13 protein-coding genes are annotated in these 15,807 nt (G+C 57.0%); 9 read left to right on the top strand and 4 right to left on the bottom strand.

Going from position 1 to position 15,807, the window contains the following annotated elements:
- The first annotated feature begins 20 nt into the window (after positions 1 to 20).
- Positions 21 to 1,196, top strand: a complete 1,176-nt coding sequence (gene ftsZ, locus ACT3UM_RS17880; RefSeq protein WP_498901013.1) for a cell division protein FtsZ — start codon at positions 21 to 23, stop codon at positions 1,194 to 1,196.
- A 135-nt stretch (positions 1,197 to 1,331) separates the two neighbouring features.
- Complete coding sequence (lpxC, locus tag ACT3UM_RS17875) at positions 1,332 to 2,243, top strand: UDP-3-O-acyl-N-acetylglucosamine deacetylase (RefSeq protein ID WP_498901011.1); 912 nt, start codon at positions 1,332 to 1,334, stop codon at positions 2,241 to 2,243.
- Positions 2,244 to 2,422: 179 nt separating this feature from the next.
- On the opposite strand, the gene ACT3UM_RS17870 is transcribed toward lpxC, so the two are convergent.
- Positions 2,423 to 2,884, bottom strand: coding sequence for a DUF721 domain-containing protein (locus ACT3UM_RS17870; protein WP_035578464.1), 462 nt, complete (start codon positions 2,882 to 2,884; stop codon positions 2,423 to 2,425).
- Positions 2,885 to 2,996: 112 nt separating this feature from the next.
- On the opposite strand from ACT3UM_RS17870, the gene ACT3UM_RS17865 reads away from it, so the two are divergent.
- From ACT3UM_RS17865 to ACT3UM_RS17850, 4 genes are all read left to right on the top strand, one after another.
- Positions 2,997 to 3,359 (top strand): hypothetical protein, encoded by a 363-nt coding sequence (locus ACT3UM_RS17865; protein WP_498901009.1) that lies wholly within the window; start codon positions 2,997 to 2,999, stop codon positions 3,357 to 3,359.
- A gap of 102 nt (positions 3,360 to 3,461) precedes the next feature.
- Positions 3,462 to 6,194, top strand: a complete 2,733-nt coding sequence (secA, locus tag ACT3UM_RS17860) for a preprotein translocase subunit SecA (protein WP_498901007.1) — start codon at positions 3,462 to 3,464, stop codon at positions 6,192 to 6,194.
- 44 nt (positions 6,195 to 6,238) lie between these two features.
- On the top strand, positions 6,239 to 7,468 hold the full coding sequence (argJ, locus tag ACT3UM_RS17855) for a bifunctional glutamate N-acetyltransferase/amino-acid acetyltransferase ArgJ (RefSeq protein WP_498901005.1): 1,230 nt from the start codon (positions 6,239 to 6,241) through the stop codon (positions 7,466 to 7,468).
- A 105-nt stretch (positions 7,469 to 7,573) separates the two neighbouring features.
- Positions 7,574 to 8,530, top strand: a complete 957-nt coding sequence (locus ACT3UM_RS17850; protein WP_498901003.1) for a Nudix family hydrolase — start codon at positions 7,574 to 7,576, stop codon at positions 8,528 to 8,530.
- A 92-nt stretch (positions 8,531 to 8,622) separates the two neighbouring features.
- Here ACT3UM_RS17850 and ACT3UM_RS17845 read toward each other — a convergent pair whose 3' ends face one another.
- Both ACT3UM_RS17845 and ACT3UM_RS17840 read right to left on the bottom strand, forming a co-directional pair.
- Positions 8,623 to 9,525, bottom strand: coding sequence for a carbon-nitrogen hydrolase (locus ACT3UM_RS17845; RefSeq protein ID WP_498901001.1), 903 nt, complete (start codon positions 9,523 to 9,525; stop codon positions 8,623 to 8,625).
- A gap of 10 nt (positions 9,526 to 9,535) precedes the next feature.
- Positions 9,536 to 10,588, bottom strand: coding sequence for an agmatine deiminase family protein (locus ACT3UM_RS17840; RefSeq protein WP_498901059.1), 1,053 nt, complete (start codon positions 10,586 to 10,588; stop codon positions 9,536 to 9,538).
- Positions 10,589 to 10,824: 236 nt separating this feature from the next.
- Between ACT3UM_RS17840 and ACT3UM_RS17835 the strand changes: the two genes are divergently transcribed.
- Together ACT3UM_RS17835 and ACT3UM_RS17830 are read left to right on the top strand one after the other, a co-directional pair.
- Positions 10,825 to 12,066: a lipoprotein-releasing ABC transporter permease subunit gene (locus ACT3UM_RS17835; protein ID WP_498900999.1), complete on the top strand. Its 1,242-nt coding sequence runs from the start codon at positions 10,825 to 10,827 to the stop codon at positions 12,064 to 12,066.
- A gap of 40 nt (positions 12,067 to 12,106) precedes the next feature.
- Positions 12,107 to 12,850, top strand: a complete 744-nt coding sequence (locus tag ACT3UM_RS17830; protein WP_498900997.1) for an ABC transporter ATP-binding protein — start codon at positions 12,107 to 12,109, stop codon at positions 12,848 to 12,850.
- A 23-nt stretch (positions 12,851 to 12,873) separates the two neighbouring features.
- On the opposite strand, the gene ACT3UM_RS17825 is transcribed toward ACT3UM_RS17830, so the two are convergent.
- Complete coding sequence (locus ACT3UM_RS17825) at positions 12,874 to 13,425, bottom strand: DUF2062 domain-containing protein (protein ID WP_035578486.1); 552 nt, start codon at positions 13,423 to 13,425, stop codon at positions 12,874 to 12,876.
- A 97-nt stretch (positions 13,426 to 13,522) separates the two neighbouring features.
- Here ACT3UM_RS17825 and ACT3UM_RS17820 point away from each other — a divergent pair, with 97 nt between their 5' ends.
- Complete coding sequence (locus ACT3UM_RS17820) at positions 13,523 to 15,799, top strand: DNA internalization-related competence protein ComEC/Rec2 (protein WP_498900995.1); 2,277 nt, start codon at positions 13,523 to 13,525, stop codon at positions 15,797 to 15,799.
- The last annotated feature ends 8 nt before the right edge of the window (positions 15,800 to 15,807 follow it).

Raw genomic sequence — 15,807 nt, 5'->3', positions numbered from 1 at the left:
CGGTTCAGGAGACGGGGCTTATGTTCGAATTAGTAGATAACGCACCCTCGAGCAGTGCGGTCATCAAAGTGGTTGGTGTTGGCGGCGGTGGCGGCAATGCTGTTAACCACATGGTCGAGAGTAATATTGAAGGCGTTGAGTTTATCTGCGCTAACACGGACGCCCAGGCGCTGAAACGCTGTGCAGCGAAGACGGTGTTGCAATTGGGTAGCGAAATCACTAAAGGATTAGGCGCAGGTGCCAATCCCGACGTGGGACGCCAGGCGGCAATGGAAGACCGCGAACGGATTGCGGAATTGCTGGTGGGGGCCGATATGGTCTTTATCACTGCTGGCATGGGTGGTGGTACCGGTACCGGAGGCGCCCCGGTTGTGGCTCAGGTCGCCAAAGAGCTGGGGATTCTTACCGTTGCAGTGGTGACGCGTCCCTTCCCATTTGAGGGGCCAAAGCGTATGCGCGCTGCAGAGGAGGGCATGAAAGAGCTCTCCGAGCACGTCGATTCGTTGATCACTATCCCTAACGAAAAGCTGCTTTCCGTGCTGGGCAAGAACGCCACGTTGCTGACAGCTTTCAGTGCGGCGAACGATGTGCTGTTGGGCGCTGTTCAAGGTATTGCAGAGCTGATCACTAGCCCAGGCATTATCAACGTTGACTTTGCCGATGTGCGCACCGTTATGTCAGAAATGGGCATGGCGATGATGGGAACCGGTGGCGCAACAGGTGAAAATCGTGCCCGTGAAGCTGCCGAGAAGGCTATCCGTAGCCCGTTACTGGAAGATATCGATCTTCATGGCGCGCGCGGTATCTTGGTCAACATCACTGCGGGCCCTGATTTGTCGATCGGTGAGTTCAATGATGTGGGCGCCACCGTGCAGGAGTTTGCTTCTCCGGATGCCACTATCGTAGTGGGTACCTCCATTGATATGGAAATGTCCGACGAGCTGCGTGTCACCGTGGTGGCGGCTGGCTTGGATGGACAAAAACCTAAAACGGCCGCGCGCGAGCCAGCGCGTCGTTCCGCTGCGGAGTCGTCGGATTACCGCAAGCTGCAGCAGCCGACGGTGATGCGTCAGCAGGCAACAGCCCGCGCCGAAGCACCCGAAACGGCCGCAAAACCTCGTCCAGAAAAGCGTCGTGCTGCCGAAGCCGATGACTATCTGGATATACCCGCGTTTCTACGCCGCCAGGCGGATTGATTCTCGCTATCAGGCTCACTGTAACGGCGAGCGAGCGTTTTGTTGGCTAAAACGCTCGTTTGCTGTTAAAGTGAACACTGTTTGATAACTTTTTCCCCTGCGGTTATTACCGTCATCAGAGTTCGGCTACTATCCATGATCAGACAACGCACCCTGCAAAACGTCATTCGCGCCACCGGAGTGGGCCTGCATTCTGGCAAAAAAGTCCATCTGGCTCTGCGTCCGGCGCCTCCCAATACGGGGATTGTGTTTGTTCGAACCGATCTGGATCCCGTTGCACACGTTCCCGCGCGGGCAGCATTAGTTGAAGACACTAAACTGTGTACTGCACTGGTTCTGGATGGAGTCAAAGTAGCCACGGTAGAACATCTGATGTCAGCCTTTGCTGGATTGGGTATCGATAACGCCTATGTGGACGTTAGCGAACCTGAAGTGCCCATTATGGATGGTAGCGCTAGCCCGTTTGTGTTTTTGATTCAGTCGGCGGGTATCCTGGAACAGGACGCTGCGAAGAAATTTATTCGTATCAAGCACCGCGTGGCGGTGACCGATGGCGATAAAGAAGCTGTTTTCTTACCCCATCAAGGGTTCAAGGTCTCGTTTGCTATCGACTTCGATCACCCGGTTTTTGAGCAGCAAAAGCAGACCGCACTGATCGATTTTTCGACGACCTCTTTCGTTAAAGAAGTTTCCCGTGCGCGTACCTTTGGTTTCATGCGCGACCTAGAGTTTTTGCGCTCAAACAACCTGGCGTTAGGCGGAAGTTTAGATAACGCTATTGTGGTGGACGATTACCGCATTGTTAATGAAGGCGGTCTACGCTACGAGGATGAGTTTGTTAAGCATAAAGTGTTAGACGCGATTGGCGACTTGTACCAGTTGGGTTATAGCTTAATCGGGGAGTTCCGTGGGGTGAAGTCTGGCCACGCGCTAAACAACCAGCTGTGTCGCGAATTGTTGGCGCAGCCCGAGGCGTATGAAATCGTCACCTTTGAAGAAGAGAAGGCAGTAGCGCCAATTTCTTATGCCGCGCCTGCCATGGCCTGATATTGTGCCAGCTAATCTGGGCGCAATGAGCTAATCCATACGAACTAGGCCTGAACCAGGTCATACGAATCAGGTTATATGAACCAAGTCGGCTTGGGTGGGTAAGTTAATAAAGCATCGCTTAGGCGGTGCTTTATGCGTTTAAAATCGAGGCCCAGTAACGCTGGTCGGTACGTTGATTATTTAGCCGGTCGCGCGTGAGAGGCAAGGCGTTCAAGCGCCCGTTTAAGCGCGGGGTTGGTGGTGTCTTCAGCACATTCCGCTAATGTTTTGCCTGCGTCGGCTGACAGGCTGCGTGTATTGCGCTGGGGAGCCACAATAGGACGCACAGGGCGTACTTTAAAGGTGAACCCGCTGACCCCTTCAAAGCCGGGCAACTGATGAAGCAGTTCCAAAAGGCGCCGCTGTTCAAAGCGTAGCCACGTCAACCAGCTCGCCTGGCCACTAATCAGGGTTAAGCGACCTTCGCTAAAGCCACCCACAAAAATGTGCTCACGCATCTCTTCGGGCAGGTGAGCGCGCAAGTGCCGCTGCGCCTGATCGATTAACCGAGATAGGCGCATTAACTTATTAATATCGCCCGACTTGGAGAGCAGACGGGCAATGGGCTGTGCGCGAGAACGCTTAACCTTTATACTCATACGCTTAATTCCTAGGGTACCGCTATCCTAGGGTACCGCTAATGATGAGGTCGGAAGTATTAGCCGATTCCACTTTAGCCGATATTACCACGCTCAGGAGCCGGTCTACAGCATGTCACCTACGCTTGATATTCAATCAGCTTTGCCGCGGCGCCAGCGCCGTCACGGTATAGCGCGTTGGTGGCTGGCCGGTTTGCTAGTGAGCTGCCTATTGCCCGCCAGTTTAGGCTCTGCCGATGCACTGCGCAGTGGCGAGCGTAGCGTGGCTATCTGTTTCTGGGTGCCGGCGATTTTACGCGCCCAGTCTCATTGGGTGGCCAAGCGGCGGCGCGCTCTGCAACGCTGGGCGCAAAGCCCTCGGCGATTTGCGCCTATGCGGCGTCTATGCCACTGGCTAGCCCCGATGGCTATGCTGGTCGCTGCGCGGGATGTCTTGACCCAGCGCGGCCCGCCTTCCCAACGAGTCTGTCGTTAATACACCTACATTGGGCATGCTCTGCAGAGAAAGAGCGTGCGGTGAAAAGCCTGTCGTAAAGGGCAATGTCCGCTAGGACGCTCGTGAATACTTGGATATTTCATGCTTAATAATTTATTACGTAAAGTCGTGGGTTCTAAAAATGACCGCGATGTTAAACGCATGCACAAAAATGTGCCGCAGATTAACGCCTTAGAAGCGGAGCTTGAGGCGATTAGCGATGCGGAGTTGCAGGGGAAGACGGCCGAACTGCGCCAACGTTTAGAGGCTGGTGAGTCGCTTGATGCGCTGCTAGCGCCCGCCTTTGCGATCGTTCGAGAAGCCAGCAAACGCGTTATGGGCATGCGCCACTTTGACGTGCAGATGGTGGGGGGCATGACCCTACACCGTGGCCGTATTGCTGAAATGAAAACCGGTGAGGGTAAAACGCTGGTAGCGACGCTGGCGGTATACCTGAATGCGTTGCCGGCTAAGGGCGTGCACGTGGTCACGGTAAACGACTACCTGGCTCGGCGTGATGCGGAGTGGATGCGCCCGCTGTATGAGTTTCTAGGCCTGACTATTGGCGTTATCTTCTCCGGCCAGACTGGCGAAGAGAAGCGTCATGCCTATCATTGCGATATTACCTACGGTACCAACAACGAATTCGGCTTCGATTATCTGCGCGATAACATGGCGTTTTCGTTAGAAGATAAAGTCCAGCGTGGACTGCATTATGCAATTGTCGACGAAGTTGACTCGATTCTGATCGATGAAGCGCGCACGCCACTGATTATTTCCGGCGCGGTGGATGAAAATACCGACCTTTATAAAGTCGTTAATCAACTTGCCCAACAGCTTGAGAAAGGCGAGGAGATTGAAGATGAAGAGGCCACCGTGGTCGGTGACTTTTTAGTCGACGAGAAGCAGAAACAGGTAGAGCTAACGGAGCAGGGGCATAATAAAGTTGAAGAACTGATGCGCGCTGAGGGTTTATTGGGCGATGAAGAGTCGCTCTATGCCGCGCAGAATCTTAACTTGCTTCAGCATATGCATTCAGCCCTGCGTGCCCGGTATCTCTATAACCGGGATGTCGACTACATCGTCTCTGAAGGTCAGGTGGTGATCGTCGATGAGCACACTGGCCGTTCGATGCCTGGGCGCCGTTGGTCGGAAGGGTTGCACCAGGCTGTCGAGGCTAAAGAGGGCGTCACGGTGCAGCGCGAAAGCCAGACACTGGCCTCCACGACGTTCCAGAACTACTTCCGCTTGTATGAAAAATTAGCCGGTATGACCGGTACGGCGGATACCGAAGCTTTTGAGTTTAGGCAAATCTACGGCCTCGACGTGGTGGTGATTCCCACCAACCGGCCATTGGCCCGTAAAGACCTCAACGATCTGGTTTACTTGAGCGCGGAAGAGAAGTACGAAGCGATCATCAAAGATGTCAAAACCGAGACTGAAGCCGGTCGCCCGGTACTGGTGGGTACGGCGTCTATTGAGACATCCGAGTACCTTGCCAAGCTGATGCGTGAAGCGGGCCTGACGTTCAACGTGCTGAACGCTAAGCAGCACCAGAGCGAAGCCGAAATTATTGCCCAGGCGGGTCGTCCAGGGGCGATTACCATCGCCACCAATATGGCCGGTCGCGGTACCGATATTGTTCTGGGTGGTAACTGGGAAGCCGAAGTCGCCAAACTGCAAAACCCAAGCCAAGAGCAGATTGATGCGCTTAAAGCCGAGTGGCAGACGCGTCACGATGGTGTGCTGGCCGCGGGTGGCCTGCACGTGGTGGGCTCTGAGCGCCACGAATCCCGGCGGATCGATAATCAGCTGCGTGGCCGTGCTGGGCGCCAGGGTGATCCTGGCTCGACGCGGTTCTTCCTGTCGCTTGAAGATAGCCTGATGCGGTTGTTTGGCTCTGATCGTGTCAAGCGCCTGATGCAGGCATTGGGACTTGAGCACGGCGAAGCCATAGAGCATAAGATGGTTTCTAACGCCGTTGAGCGTGCGCAGAAGAAAGTCGAAGGACGTAACTTCGATATTCGTAAGCAGCTGCTTGAGTATGATGACGTTGCCAACGACCAGCGCCGGGTGATTTACGACCAGCGCAATGAAATTCTGGCTGCGGACGATGTTGCCGATGCTGTCATCGGTATCCGTGAAGAGGTAATGGAGACGGCTATCAGCGATTATGTGCCGCCCCAGAGCCTGCCTGAACAGTGGGATCTGCCCAGCTTGGAAGCGCACCTGAAAACCGAGTTCAACCTTGATGTGCCCGTGGTTAAATGGGCCGCTGAGGATGACCGTTTCAGTGAAGAGCAGCTGCGCGAGCGTCTGCAGACGATGCATCGCGAGGCCTATGCAGCCAAAATCGAGGCGGCGGGTGAGAAGCTGATTCGTCGCTTTGAGAAGCAGGTCATGTTGCAAGTGCTGGATACGCGTTGGAAAGAGCACCTTCAGTCGATGGATCACCTGCGTCGCGGTATCCACCTACGTGGCTATGCGCAGAAAAACCCCAAGCAAGAGTACAAGCGTGAATCCTTTGAGCTCTTCCAGCAGTTGTTGGAGCATATTAAAGCCGATGTTACACGCATTTTGAGCCACGTTCAGGTGCGTCAGCCTGAGGAAGTGGACGCCCTTGAGCAACAGCGTCGCGAAGCGCTGGCCCGGGAAACCGCCACGGCGGCCAGCCGGCATGACGCCCCGAATCCGGAGCGGCCTACTAGCGAGCAGGCAGCGCCTGGCGTAGATGGCCGCCCTGTGCGGCGCGAAGGCCCCAAGGTTGGCCGCAACGATCCATGTTTTTGTGGTTCGGGTAAAAAGTATAAGCAGTGCTGCGGAAAATTAAGCTAACGGCGACGGATGGCGAGACGTTCTTTGCCTAGAAGGAGAGACTCATGGCGGTTGGAAACACTCCCTTTCCAGAGCTGCCACCCCTAAAAGGGGTGCGTCTGGGGGTTGCAATGGCGGGTATCAAAAAGCCGGATCGCCGTGATGTGGTGGTGATTGAGCTGCCCGATACCACGACAGTGTCAGGGGTTTTTACCCGTAATGCATTTTGTGCAGCGCCCGTGGTGGTGGCTAAGCAGCACCTTGAACAGTGCCGTGCAGAAAAGCGTTCGCCGCGTTTTTGGCTGATCAATACCGGCAATGCCAACGCGGGCACTGGCCATGCTGGCTTGCGCGATGCACGTACAAGCTGTGCAGAACTGGCTAAGCAGGTCGGCGTGACGGAGCAGGACGTGCTGCCGTTCTCGACCGGTGTGATTGGTGAGCCGCTACCCATGGAGCGTCTGTTAGCGGGTTTGGCGCCAGCGGTCGAGAGTTTAGCCAGCGACTCTGCTGCCTGGCAGCACGCAGGCCAAGGCATTCTAACTACCGATACCCGCGCCAAAGGCGCGACTGTGACGCTGGAAATAGATGGCCAGCCGGTGACGATTAACGGTATCACCAAAGGCTCGGGCATGATCAAGCCCAATATGGCGACCATGTTAGGGTTTGTGGTGACCGACGCGGCTATCGAAGCACCGCTGCTGGATCGCCTGCTGCGGGAAACGGTGGATCGCTCGTTTAACTGCATTACCGTGGACAGCGATACCTCAACCAATGACGCTTGTATGTTAGCGGCAACCGGTACAGGCCCTCGCATTGCCGATGATGAGCAGATAGCCGTGTTCAGCAACGCTCTGCAGCGGGTAATGACCGAGCTGGCACAAGCGATTATTCGCGACGCAGAAGGCGCAACCAAATTCGTTACCCTGCAGGTGGGCGAAGCGAAAAGCCGTCAAGAGGCGCTGGATGTGGCCTTCACCGTTGCGCACTCGCCGCTGGTTAAAACTGCGCTTTACGCCTCAGATGCTAACTGGGGGCGTATTTTGGCGGCCGTCGGGCGAGCGCCGGTGAGTGACTTTGATGTGAATCGTGTGGTGATTGATTTAGGCGATGTACGTTTAGTCGAGCAGGGCGGGCGTGCAGCAGGCTACACCGAAGCGGCAGGAAGCGCTGTGATGGCGCAGTCAGAAATTACCATTCGCATTAACTTGGGGCGCGGCGAGGAGAGTGCCACGGTATGGACTTCCGACCTCTCCCATGACTATGTGTCGATCAACGCGGATTATCGCAGCTAGTCATGTTGCCCTAAAGGGTGACTGATTAGCAGTGGTAATGGGCAAACGCAGCGAGATAGCGCCGTCATGCAGAAGGGCGGCGCGCAGACAGTGGATAAAGACGTAATGAGTGTAAAGGTAAAACGACGGGTTCACGTCGCGGCGGCTGCCATTATCAGCGCCGATCAACAGCAGGTACTGATCGCTCGTCGGCCGTCAAACGTTGACCATGGCGGACTGTGGGAGTTTCCAGGTGGCAAGTTGGCTCCTTATGAAACCGGTCTAGAAGGGTTAAAACGAGAGCTGCACGAAGAGCTGGGTGTCGAGATTGTATGTGCCCAGCCACTGATTCGCGTCCACCATGAGTATCCCGACAAGCACATCCTGCTCGATGTATGGCAGGTGCACGAGTTTGCTGGCGAGCCCTTTGGTCGTGAAGGGCAGGCGGTGCGCTGGGTGCCCATGAGTGAGCTCTCCAATTACCCTTTCCCGGCGGCGAATTTGCCGATTCTACGCGCGGTAAGATTGCCCACCGAGTATTTGATCACCGGTGAAGAGTTGGATGAGGCGCGTTTCGATGGGTTTCTGGAACGCGCGCTGCGTGAAGACACTATTCGCCTGGTGCAGCTGCGTGCCAAGCAGTTGGACGAAACGGCTTATTTGGCCCGTGCCCAGCGTGCCTTGAGCTTGTGTCGTCAATACGGCGCGCGATTGTTGCTCAATGGCGAGCCAACGCTGCTTGAACACATTGACGCCGACGGTATTCATTTGACCAGCGAGCGTTTGATGCAGCTTGAGCGTCGCCCGATTGCCGAGAATAAATGGCTGTCCGCGTCGACGCACAACCAAACGCAGCTTACCCAGGCGGCGGTGTTGGGATGCGACTTTGTTAGCCTGTCGCCACTGCGCACTACGCCATCTCACCCGGAAGTGTCCCCGCTTGGCTGGCATGATTTCCAGCAGTTGGTCGAGCGCGCAGGTATGCCGGTGTTTGCATTGGGCGGTATGACGCGCTTTGACGCTAACCACGCCCGCGCCGTGGGCGCCCAAGGGATCGCCTCAATCCGTGATTTCTGGAAGTAAACCGGCCAAGCCAGAACGCATAAAAAGCGCTATGTAATGAAAAACGCCTGCCCCGGTAGTTATCCAAGGCAGGCGTTTTTTCTTTAACAAGCCTAGTCGCGGTAGCGGCGGGTTAGATCGCCATAAGCGTCCACACGGCGATCACGCAGATAGGGCCAGATGCGCCGGGTGTTTTCACTGCGCGCCATATCAAGTTGTACAACGAGCTGCTCTGTCTCTTCTCCTGCATGGGCTAATAGTTCACCTTGCGGCCCGCAGACAAAACTGCCGCCCCAGAACTGAATGCCATCGCCGACCCCGGAGTGATCTGCCTCAAAACCCACCCGGTTGGCCACCAGCACCGGCAAGCCGTTAGCCACGCCGTGGGCGCGCTGAATCACCGTCCAGGCATCTTTCTGGCGGGTCTTTTCTGCGTTGTCGTCGTTCGGATCCCAGCCAATCGCCGTCGGGTAGAGCAGTAAGTCCGCACCGGCCAGTGCCATTAGGCGGGCGGCTTCGGGATACCACTGATCCCAGCAGACCAGTACGCCAAGACGGCCCAGCGAGGTTTCAATCGGCGTAAAGCCTTCTCCGCGGGCGCTGTCATGATCACCCGGCGTGAAGTAAAACTTCTCATAAAACCCCGGATCATCGGGAATATGCATCTTACGATACTGCCCGACGCGGCCTTTAGCGCGGTCATAGACCACAGCGGTATTGTGGTAGAGCCCGGGGGCGCGGCGCTCAAATAGCGACCCGACCAGAACAATATCCAGCTCTTTAGCGAGCGCCGCCAGGCGCTGGCCGGACGGGCCGTCGAGGGGCTCCGCGAGATCAAACAGCGTGGGATCTTCAAATTGGCAAAAGTAGTGGGTAGCGTGCAGTTCTTGAAGGAGTACCAGTTGTGCCCCTTGCTTAACGGCACGGCGGATACCTTCTTCGCTTGCTGATAGACTTTGGGCTTTGTCCGGCCAGGCGGGTTGCTGCACAACAGCGACGGTTAGCGTTGTCGACATGGTGACTCCTTTAGCAAATAGCGGTTGAAGCAAGCGTGCCTTGTGGAAGCTGCATGGTTAAACAGTGCAGGCTGCCGTGCTGGCGAATAACGCTGACGCACTCAATAGGGATAAGCGTGTGTTCAGGAAAAGCAACCGCCAGTGCGTTTAGCGCGCTGACATCCGCCGGGTCGCCGTAAGTAGGCACCAACACGGCTTGATTAATGATCAAAAAATTAGCGTAGGTGGCGGGCAGGCGGTGACCATCTTCCGGGTCAAAGCAAGGCTGGGGCCAGGGCAGGGCGATAAGCCGGTAGGGTTCGCCATTGCGCTGGCGGAAAGCCTGCAGCTCCTGCTCCATGGCCGCCAAGGCCGGGTAGTGCGGGTCGTTGGGGTCATCGCAGCGCACGTAGGCAATGGTGGATGGATCGCAGAAGCGTGCCAGGGTATCAATATGGCTGTCGGTGTCGTCGCCTTCTAAATGGCCGTTGGCCAGCCACAATACGCGGTCAACGCCGAAATCTTGGGCTAGCCGTGCTTCTACCTCTGCTCGGGATAGCGTGGGGTTACGGTTGGGGTTGAGCAGGCATGCTTCAGTGGTCAGCAGGGTGCCTTCACCATCGGTTTCGATGGCACCGCCCTCCAGTACAAAATCCCGCCTTGCCACCGGGCAGGCCCATACGCCTGCATCAGCAAGCCGCTGGGTGAGTCGATTATCACGCTCGGCGGGAAATTTGCCGCCCCAGCCGGTAAAGGTGTAATCGAGCATGACGCATTGGCCATCTTCATCGACCACGCTGATCGGCCCATGGTCCCGCGCCCAGGTATCATCGGTAGGTGCGACAATAAGCTGCAGGCGTTCAGCGGGCACGCCGTAGGCGTCAAAAGTGACCGCTAAATGCTGTTTTGTGGCCTCGTCGGGAATACATATAAGTAGCCGCTGGTAGTGAGCCGTGGCCATCACAATGCGTTCGAGAGTGGCTTCGATGCGCTCAATGAGTGGCGCCCAATCGCCGTCGTGGCGAGGCCAGGTCAGTTGTATCCCGTCTTGGGGATGCCATTCGGGTAGCAAACGATAGGTCATAGTCGCCAATGTCATGAAGGCCTTTTGGAGTAAATAAACCTAACCGAGGCTAAGACACAAAGGTAGCCACACGGTCAGCAGTAAATCGGCGCAATGTAGGGTGTGGCGGAACAAGTTGCAAGCGTAACGTTTTTATTATGAACGCTCACGGCGAAGGCCGCTCTAATGGCCGTTTGGAACATGCAGAGAGACTAAAAAAACCGTACCATGAGCGCTTATTAATAAGGAATGACGCCATGCTTGATCGTTTGCCTTTTCTGGTGGGGCTGCGCTACGTGCGCGCTAAACGCCGGAACCACTTTATATCGTTTATTTCGCTCACCTCGATGCTGGGGTTAATGCTCGGGGTCGCGGTACTTATTCTAGTGCTGTCGGTGATGAACGGCTTCGATCACGAATTACGCACGCGCATCTTGGGCATGGTGCCCCACGCCAAAATTGAGTCACGGGTGGGCATGGTCGAGTGGGAGTCGCTGGCTGAAGAGTTGATGCAACGCGAGCGCGTCATTGGCGCGGCACCTTACGTTGAACAGCAGGGTATGTTCTCGGTGGGCGGGCGCAATCAGGGGGCCATGGTGAATGGCATTAACCCTGAATGGGAAGACCGGGTCTCGATTGTCAGCGAGCATATGCGCCAAGGCGAGCTGAGTGACCTGGTGCCCGGTGAGTGGCACGTGGTGCTGGGCTCCATGCTGGCGCGCAACTTGGGGGTTGGCGTGGGGGACCGGGTGACGCTGCTGGTGCCCGAAGCCTCGATTACCCCCGCCGGTGTTTTTCCGCGTTTAAAGCGCTTTACCGTCAGCGGTATTTTTAGCGTCGGCGCTGAACTGGATGCCAACCTGGCTTACGCCAATATCGAAGATATGCAGACCCTTGCCCGCATGGGCGATGCAGTAGGCGGGCTTCGCCTGGAGCTGGATGATTTGTTTGCCGCCAGTAGCGAAACCCAGGCAATCCTCAATGAGCTGGGCCCTGAGTATCGCGGTAGCGATTGGACATTCTCCCAAGGCAACCTTTTCCAGGCGATACAAATGGAAAAGCGCATGATCGCGCTACTGTTAACGGTGATTATCGCCGTGGCGGCGTTTAATATCGTCTCGACGCTGGTCATGGTGGTCACCGACAAGCGTGCGGATATCGCTATTCTGCGTACAATCGGCGCTAAACCGAGCTCGATTATGGGCATCTTCATTGTACAAGGGATGGCGATTGGGCTGATTGGCATCGCCATCGGGGTGGCCGTGGGTGTGTTGCTGGCGCTCACTATTGCCGATCTCATCGGCTGGGTTGAGGGAACGCTGGGTATCCAGTTCTTGGATGCTGGGGTCTACTTCATCAGCGATCTACCCTCTCAACTGCAGTGGGGCGATGTTATTCGGATCGTTTTGGCAGCCTTTGGTCTGACGTTCCTGTCGACACTCTATCCCGCTTGGCGAGCGGCAAAAGTTCAGCCGGCGGATGTGTTGCGCTATGAATAATGGCTTCCGGAATGATGACTTCAGGAATAAGGATGACTCGATGTCTATGAATTCGGCGTCTATAAACGCTACGTCTACCCGCGGTGGGCAAGAGGCGGCGGTGATGCTCGATTGCCAAGCGTTGACACGCACCTACAGTGAGGGCCCCCAGGATCTCACGGTGCTGGATAAGCTCAATTTGCAGGTGCGAGCCGGAGAACGGGTGGCCATCGTCGGTAGCTCGGGGTCGGGTAAGACGACGCTGCTCAACTTGCTGGGGGGGCTGGATCGTCCCAGCGAAGGCAGGGTGGTGATCGCCGGTGAGCCGCTGTCGGGCCTAAATGAAGCGGCGCTGGGTAGCTTCCGTAACCGCTACATTGGCTTTGTGTATCAGTTTCACCATCTGTTGGCGGAATTCACCGCCGTCGAAAATGCGGCGTTGCCGCTGATTATTCGCGGCCAGTCGAAAAAGGCAGCCGAGCAGCGGGCGATGCAGATACTCGAGCGGGTAGGCATGCAGCCCCGTGCGGATCATAAGCCGGGAGAGCTTTCCGGCGGGGAGCGCCAGCGCGTGGCCATCGCCCGCGCGCTGGTCACCGATCCTAGCCTGGTACTTATGGATGAGCCGACGGGTAACCTGGACCAGACCACGGCGGCGACTATTTTGGCGCTGATGGACGAACTGGCCAAAGAGAGCGCCTGCGCCTTTGTGATTGTGACCCACGACGTGAGCCTTGCGGCCCATCAAGACAGGGTGCTTAAACTGGATGCGGGTAAGTTGGTAGAGCAGGCTCCAGCGCTCTAACCGTCGAGCTCAATCATCCATCATTACTCATCAAATTCCGCTTCAATCTGTGCGCGCCGCTGCCGACGTTTCTGGCGGCGGCGTTTCCAGTTATGGGAGACGTGCCAGCGCCAGATTAATCGAATGCCAATATTAGCGACGATGGCCAATACGACCGCCGTTACCAATGAGCCGACGATCAGTGGCGGCATAATGTCGTGCATCTGTTCGGCGATCCAGCGTGAAGAGATACGCGAGGGGGCTTCCCGCACGGGCGCGCCGAGTATAAAGGTGCCAATCCAGTAGTTGCCGTAAAAAATCAGCGGCATTGTTAAGGGGTTGGTAATCCATACCAAACCCACCGAGAGGGCTAAGTTGCAGCGTGTTATGCGCGCGCCCAGCGCGGCGACCACCATTTGAAAGGGGATAGGCAGCATCGCGCAAAACACGCCCACGCTAAATGCATTGGCAACGCTTCGGCGAGTTAAAAGCCACAAACCTGGATCGGCAATCAGCGGTGCCATAAAGCGTAGCGAGCGCTGCTTCCTGATCGTGTCGGGTTTGGGCATGTAGCGCTGCAGGAACCGGCGCGGCATGATGGATACTCTTACCTATCGATGTGGCCCATTATCCATATCGAGCTGCCTTTCGGCTATGCTAGGCCATCAATGATGCGTCACCAGGGAGGGTTCTATGCGCTTAGGCGTTGCCATGCCAGCGGCACTTGCAGCACTCGCCGGAGGCACTTTTGCTTGGTATAGCCACACTGCCGCGCTGAGCCAACGTGCGTTTGAGTGGGGGTTGGTAGCTGCTTTGCTGGTAATGGTGTGGCGGCCGCGCTCAGGTCGATGGCTGCTAATCGGGGCGTGGGTCTTCATTGGCGTACAAAGTGAGTGGGGAAGTCGCTTGCCGGCGGGACTCAGCGGTGAAGATATTACCGTGGAGGCGACCGTGTTGACCGCTCAGCCGTTGGGCAATGCAACGCGCCTGTTGTTAAGCGTTGATAAGTGCCACAGTGCTGTAAATAGCCAAGCCCGGCCCAGCTGTTCGGCGCTCTCCAAGGTGCGCATAACCGCTTATAGCGATGAGCGATTTAAGCCCGGAGAAGCGTGGCAAATGACGCTGCGTTTGCGCCCTCCAAGCGGCTTTGCCAACCCTGATACCTTCAATTATGCGCAGTGGCTGTGGCGTGAGGGAATCCATGCCACCGGCTATCTGCGCCAGGAGCCAGCGCCAGTTCGGCTCTCTTCTGCTGATCCCTCGTTGCGCCAGCTAGCGCTGGGTTTTTTAGCCCGCCAGCCGCTCGAAGGCCGAACCAAGCGCTGGCTGGCCGCATTGACGTTAGGCGATAGCGAACAGCTTACCCAGGATGACTGGTCGCTGCTGAATGCTACCGGTACGACGCATCTGGTAGTGATTTCAGGTTTGCATGTCGGCCTGGTGGCGTCGTTTGCGCTGCTACTCGCCAAGTTAGCCGCGCGTGTGGCGACGCCCACCCACTGGCGCATGCGTACCTGGCCTTGGTGGTTGGCGGCAGTCGCCTGCGTCGGTTACGCCACCCTCGCCGGAATGGCGCCTCCCGCCATGCGCGCAATGGTAATGACGCTGATAGGGCTGTGGGTGCTCAGCGGGCGCCATGCGCCAGGGCCGTGGCAAGCGTGGTGGCTGGCCCTTGCGCTGGTGCTGATCGTTGATCCGCTGGCTTTATGGCGCCCTGGTATGTGGCTGTCGTTTGTCGCCGTAGCGTGGTTAATCCTTATTTGGCAGGGGCGGCAGCGACCCAAAGGGGTGAAAGGCTGGTGCTGGGCGCTGGTGAGGTCTCAACTGCTGCTTGCCCCGTTAATGGCCGCTGCGGTACTGGTGGCCTTTGGAAGGGTGGCGCCCGCCGCGCCGTTAATCAATTTAGTCGCCGTGCCCTGGGTGAGTTCGGTGATGGTCCCCGCGGCGCTGCTGGGGTGGCTGCTGTCCCCGATACCTGGGGTGGGAGAAGCGCTGTGGTGGTTGTTTGAGCAGGCACTTGACGTTTTCCATCTGCTGTTGGCGCTTGCTGTGCAGCACTGGCCATTGTGGGAGCCTGATCGGCCGTTAACTTACCCGCTCGCCTTTGCATTGTTATTACTGTCGTTATGCTGGGGGCTGCCTGCCGTGCTGCCGGGGCTGCGGTTGTCTGCTACCGCGCTGGTTCTAGTGCTGCCCTGGTGGTCGCTGCCGTCATCGATTCCTCCCAATACGCTCAGAGTTAGCGTGTATGACGTTGGGCAGGGGCAGTTGATAGAGCTGCGCAGCGAACATTATCGCCTGCTCTACGACACCGGGCCGCGCTTTCGTAGCGGCTTTATGCCGCTAGAGACGCTTTGGTCGCCGGGGCAGCGGTTTGATCAAGTGATTGTTAGCCACGCTGATAATGACCATGCGGGCGGTATTCGCGGGTTGCTAGCCGATCATTGGGTCAGGCAGTGGATGGCGCCCGCGGGTGAGGCGCTGCCTGTTTCAAGCCATGACTGCCAGCGTGGTCAACGCTGGCAGCGCGACGGCGTTAATTACCGCATCCTTTGGCCGCCCGCGGGAGATAACGATTTTTCTGCCAACGATCGCTCCTGCGTACTTGAGGTGAGCGTTGGTGAGCAGCGTCTGCTGATTACCGGGGATGTGGGCACGCAGGTAGAGCGGCGCTTTCTGGGTGAGGTAGAGCGGCCCGTTAGCGTGCTGGTTGCTGGGCACCACGGCAGCGGCACCAGTTCGGGTATCCAGTTTGTGCGCCATGCCGCACCTCAACATGTGATATTTAGCGCCGGGCGGGGTAACGCTTTTCAGCATCCGGTCGATGATGTTGTGCGCCGTTTTCGCCAGCAGGGAAGCTGTCTATGGAACACGGTGCATGACGGAGCACTGCGTTTTTGGCTAAACGCGGCCTATCCCGTTCAGGTTGAAACAACGCGACCATTGCCGCGACGACGTAACCAGTGTTGAAGCGCGCC

The sequence above is a fragment of the Halomonas sp. AOP13-D3-9 genome (assembly GCF_052379125.1).
Classification (GTDB): Bacteria; Pseudomonadota; Gammaproteobacteria; order Pseudomonadales; family Halomonadaceae; genus Vreelandella.
This window is presented reverse-complemented; position numbering and strand designations above follow the sequence as displayed.

Excerpts from the sequence above, each read along its gene's own strand:
- ftsZ (WP_498901013.1), top strand. The coding sequence starts at position 21 with ATGTTCGAATTAGTAGATAACGCACCCTCGAGCAGTGCGGTCATCAAA.
- ACT3UM_RS17820 (WP_498900995.1), top strand. The coding sequence starts at position 13,523 with ATGCGCTTAGGCGTTGCCATGCCAGCGGCACTTGCAGCACTCGCCGGA.
- ACT3UM_RS17865 (WP_498901009.1), top strand. The coding sequence starts at position 2,997 with ATGTCACCTACGCTTGATATTCAATCAGCTTTGCCGCGGCGCCAGCGC.
- argJ (WP_498901005.1), top strand. The coding sequence starts at position 6,239 with ATGGCGGTTGGAAACACTCCCTTTCCAGAGCTGCCACCCCTAAAAGGG.
- ACT3UM_RS17845 (WP_498901001.1), bottom strand. The coding sequence starts at position 9,525 with ATGTCGACAACGCTAACCGTCGCTGTTGTGCAGCAACCCGCCTGGCCG.
- ACT3UM_RS17840 (WP_498901059.1), bottom strand. The coding sequence starts at position 10,588 with ATGACCTATCGTTTGCTACCCGAATGGCATCCCCAAGACGGGATACAA.
- ACT3UM_RS17870 (WP_035578464.1), bottom strand. The coding sequence starts at position 2,884 with ATGAGTATAAAGGTTAAGCGTTCTCGCGCACAGCCCATTGCCCGTCTG.
- ACT3UM_RS17825 (WP_035578486.1), bottom strand. The coding sequence starts at position 13,425 with ATGCCGCGCCGGTTCCTGCAGCGCTACATGCCCAAACCCGACACGATC.
- ACT3UM_RS17850 (WP_498901003.1), top strand. The coding sequence starts at position 7,574 with ATGAGTGTAAAGGTAAAACGACGGGTTCACGTCGCGGCGGCTGCCATT.
- secA (WP_498901007.1), top strand. The coding sequence starts at position 3,462 with ATGCTTAATAATTTATTACGTAAAGTCGTGGGTTCTAAAAATGACCGC.
- ACT3UM_RS17835 (WP_498900999.1), top strand. The coding sequence starts at position 10,825 with ATGCTTGATCGTTTGCCTTTTCTGGTGGGGCTGCGCTACGTGCGCGCT.
- lpxC (WP_498901011.1), top strand. The coding sequence starts at position 1,332 with ATGATCAGACAACGCACCCTGCAAAACGTCATTCGCGCCACCGGAGTG.
- ACT3UM_RS17830 (WP_498900997.1), top strand. The coding sequence starts at position 12,107 with ATGTCTATGAATTCGGCGTCTATAAACGCTACGTCTACCCGCGGTGGG.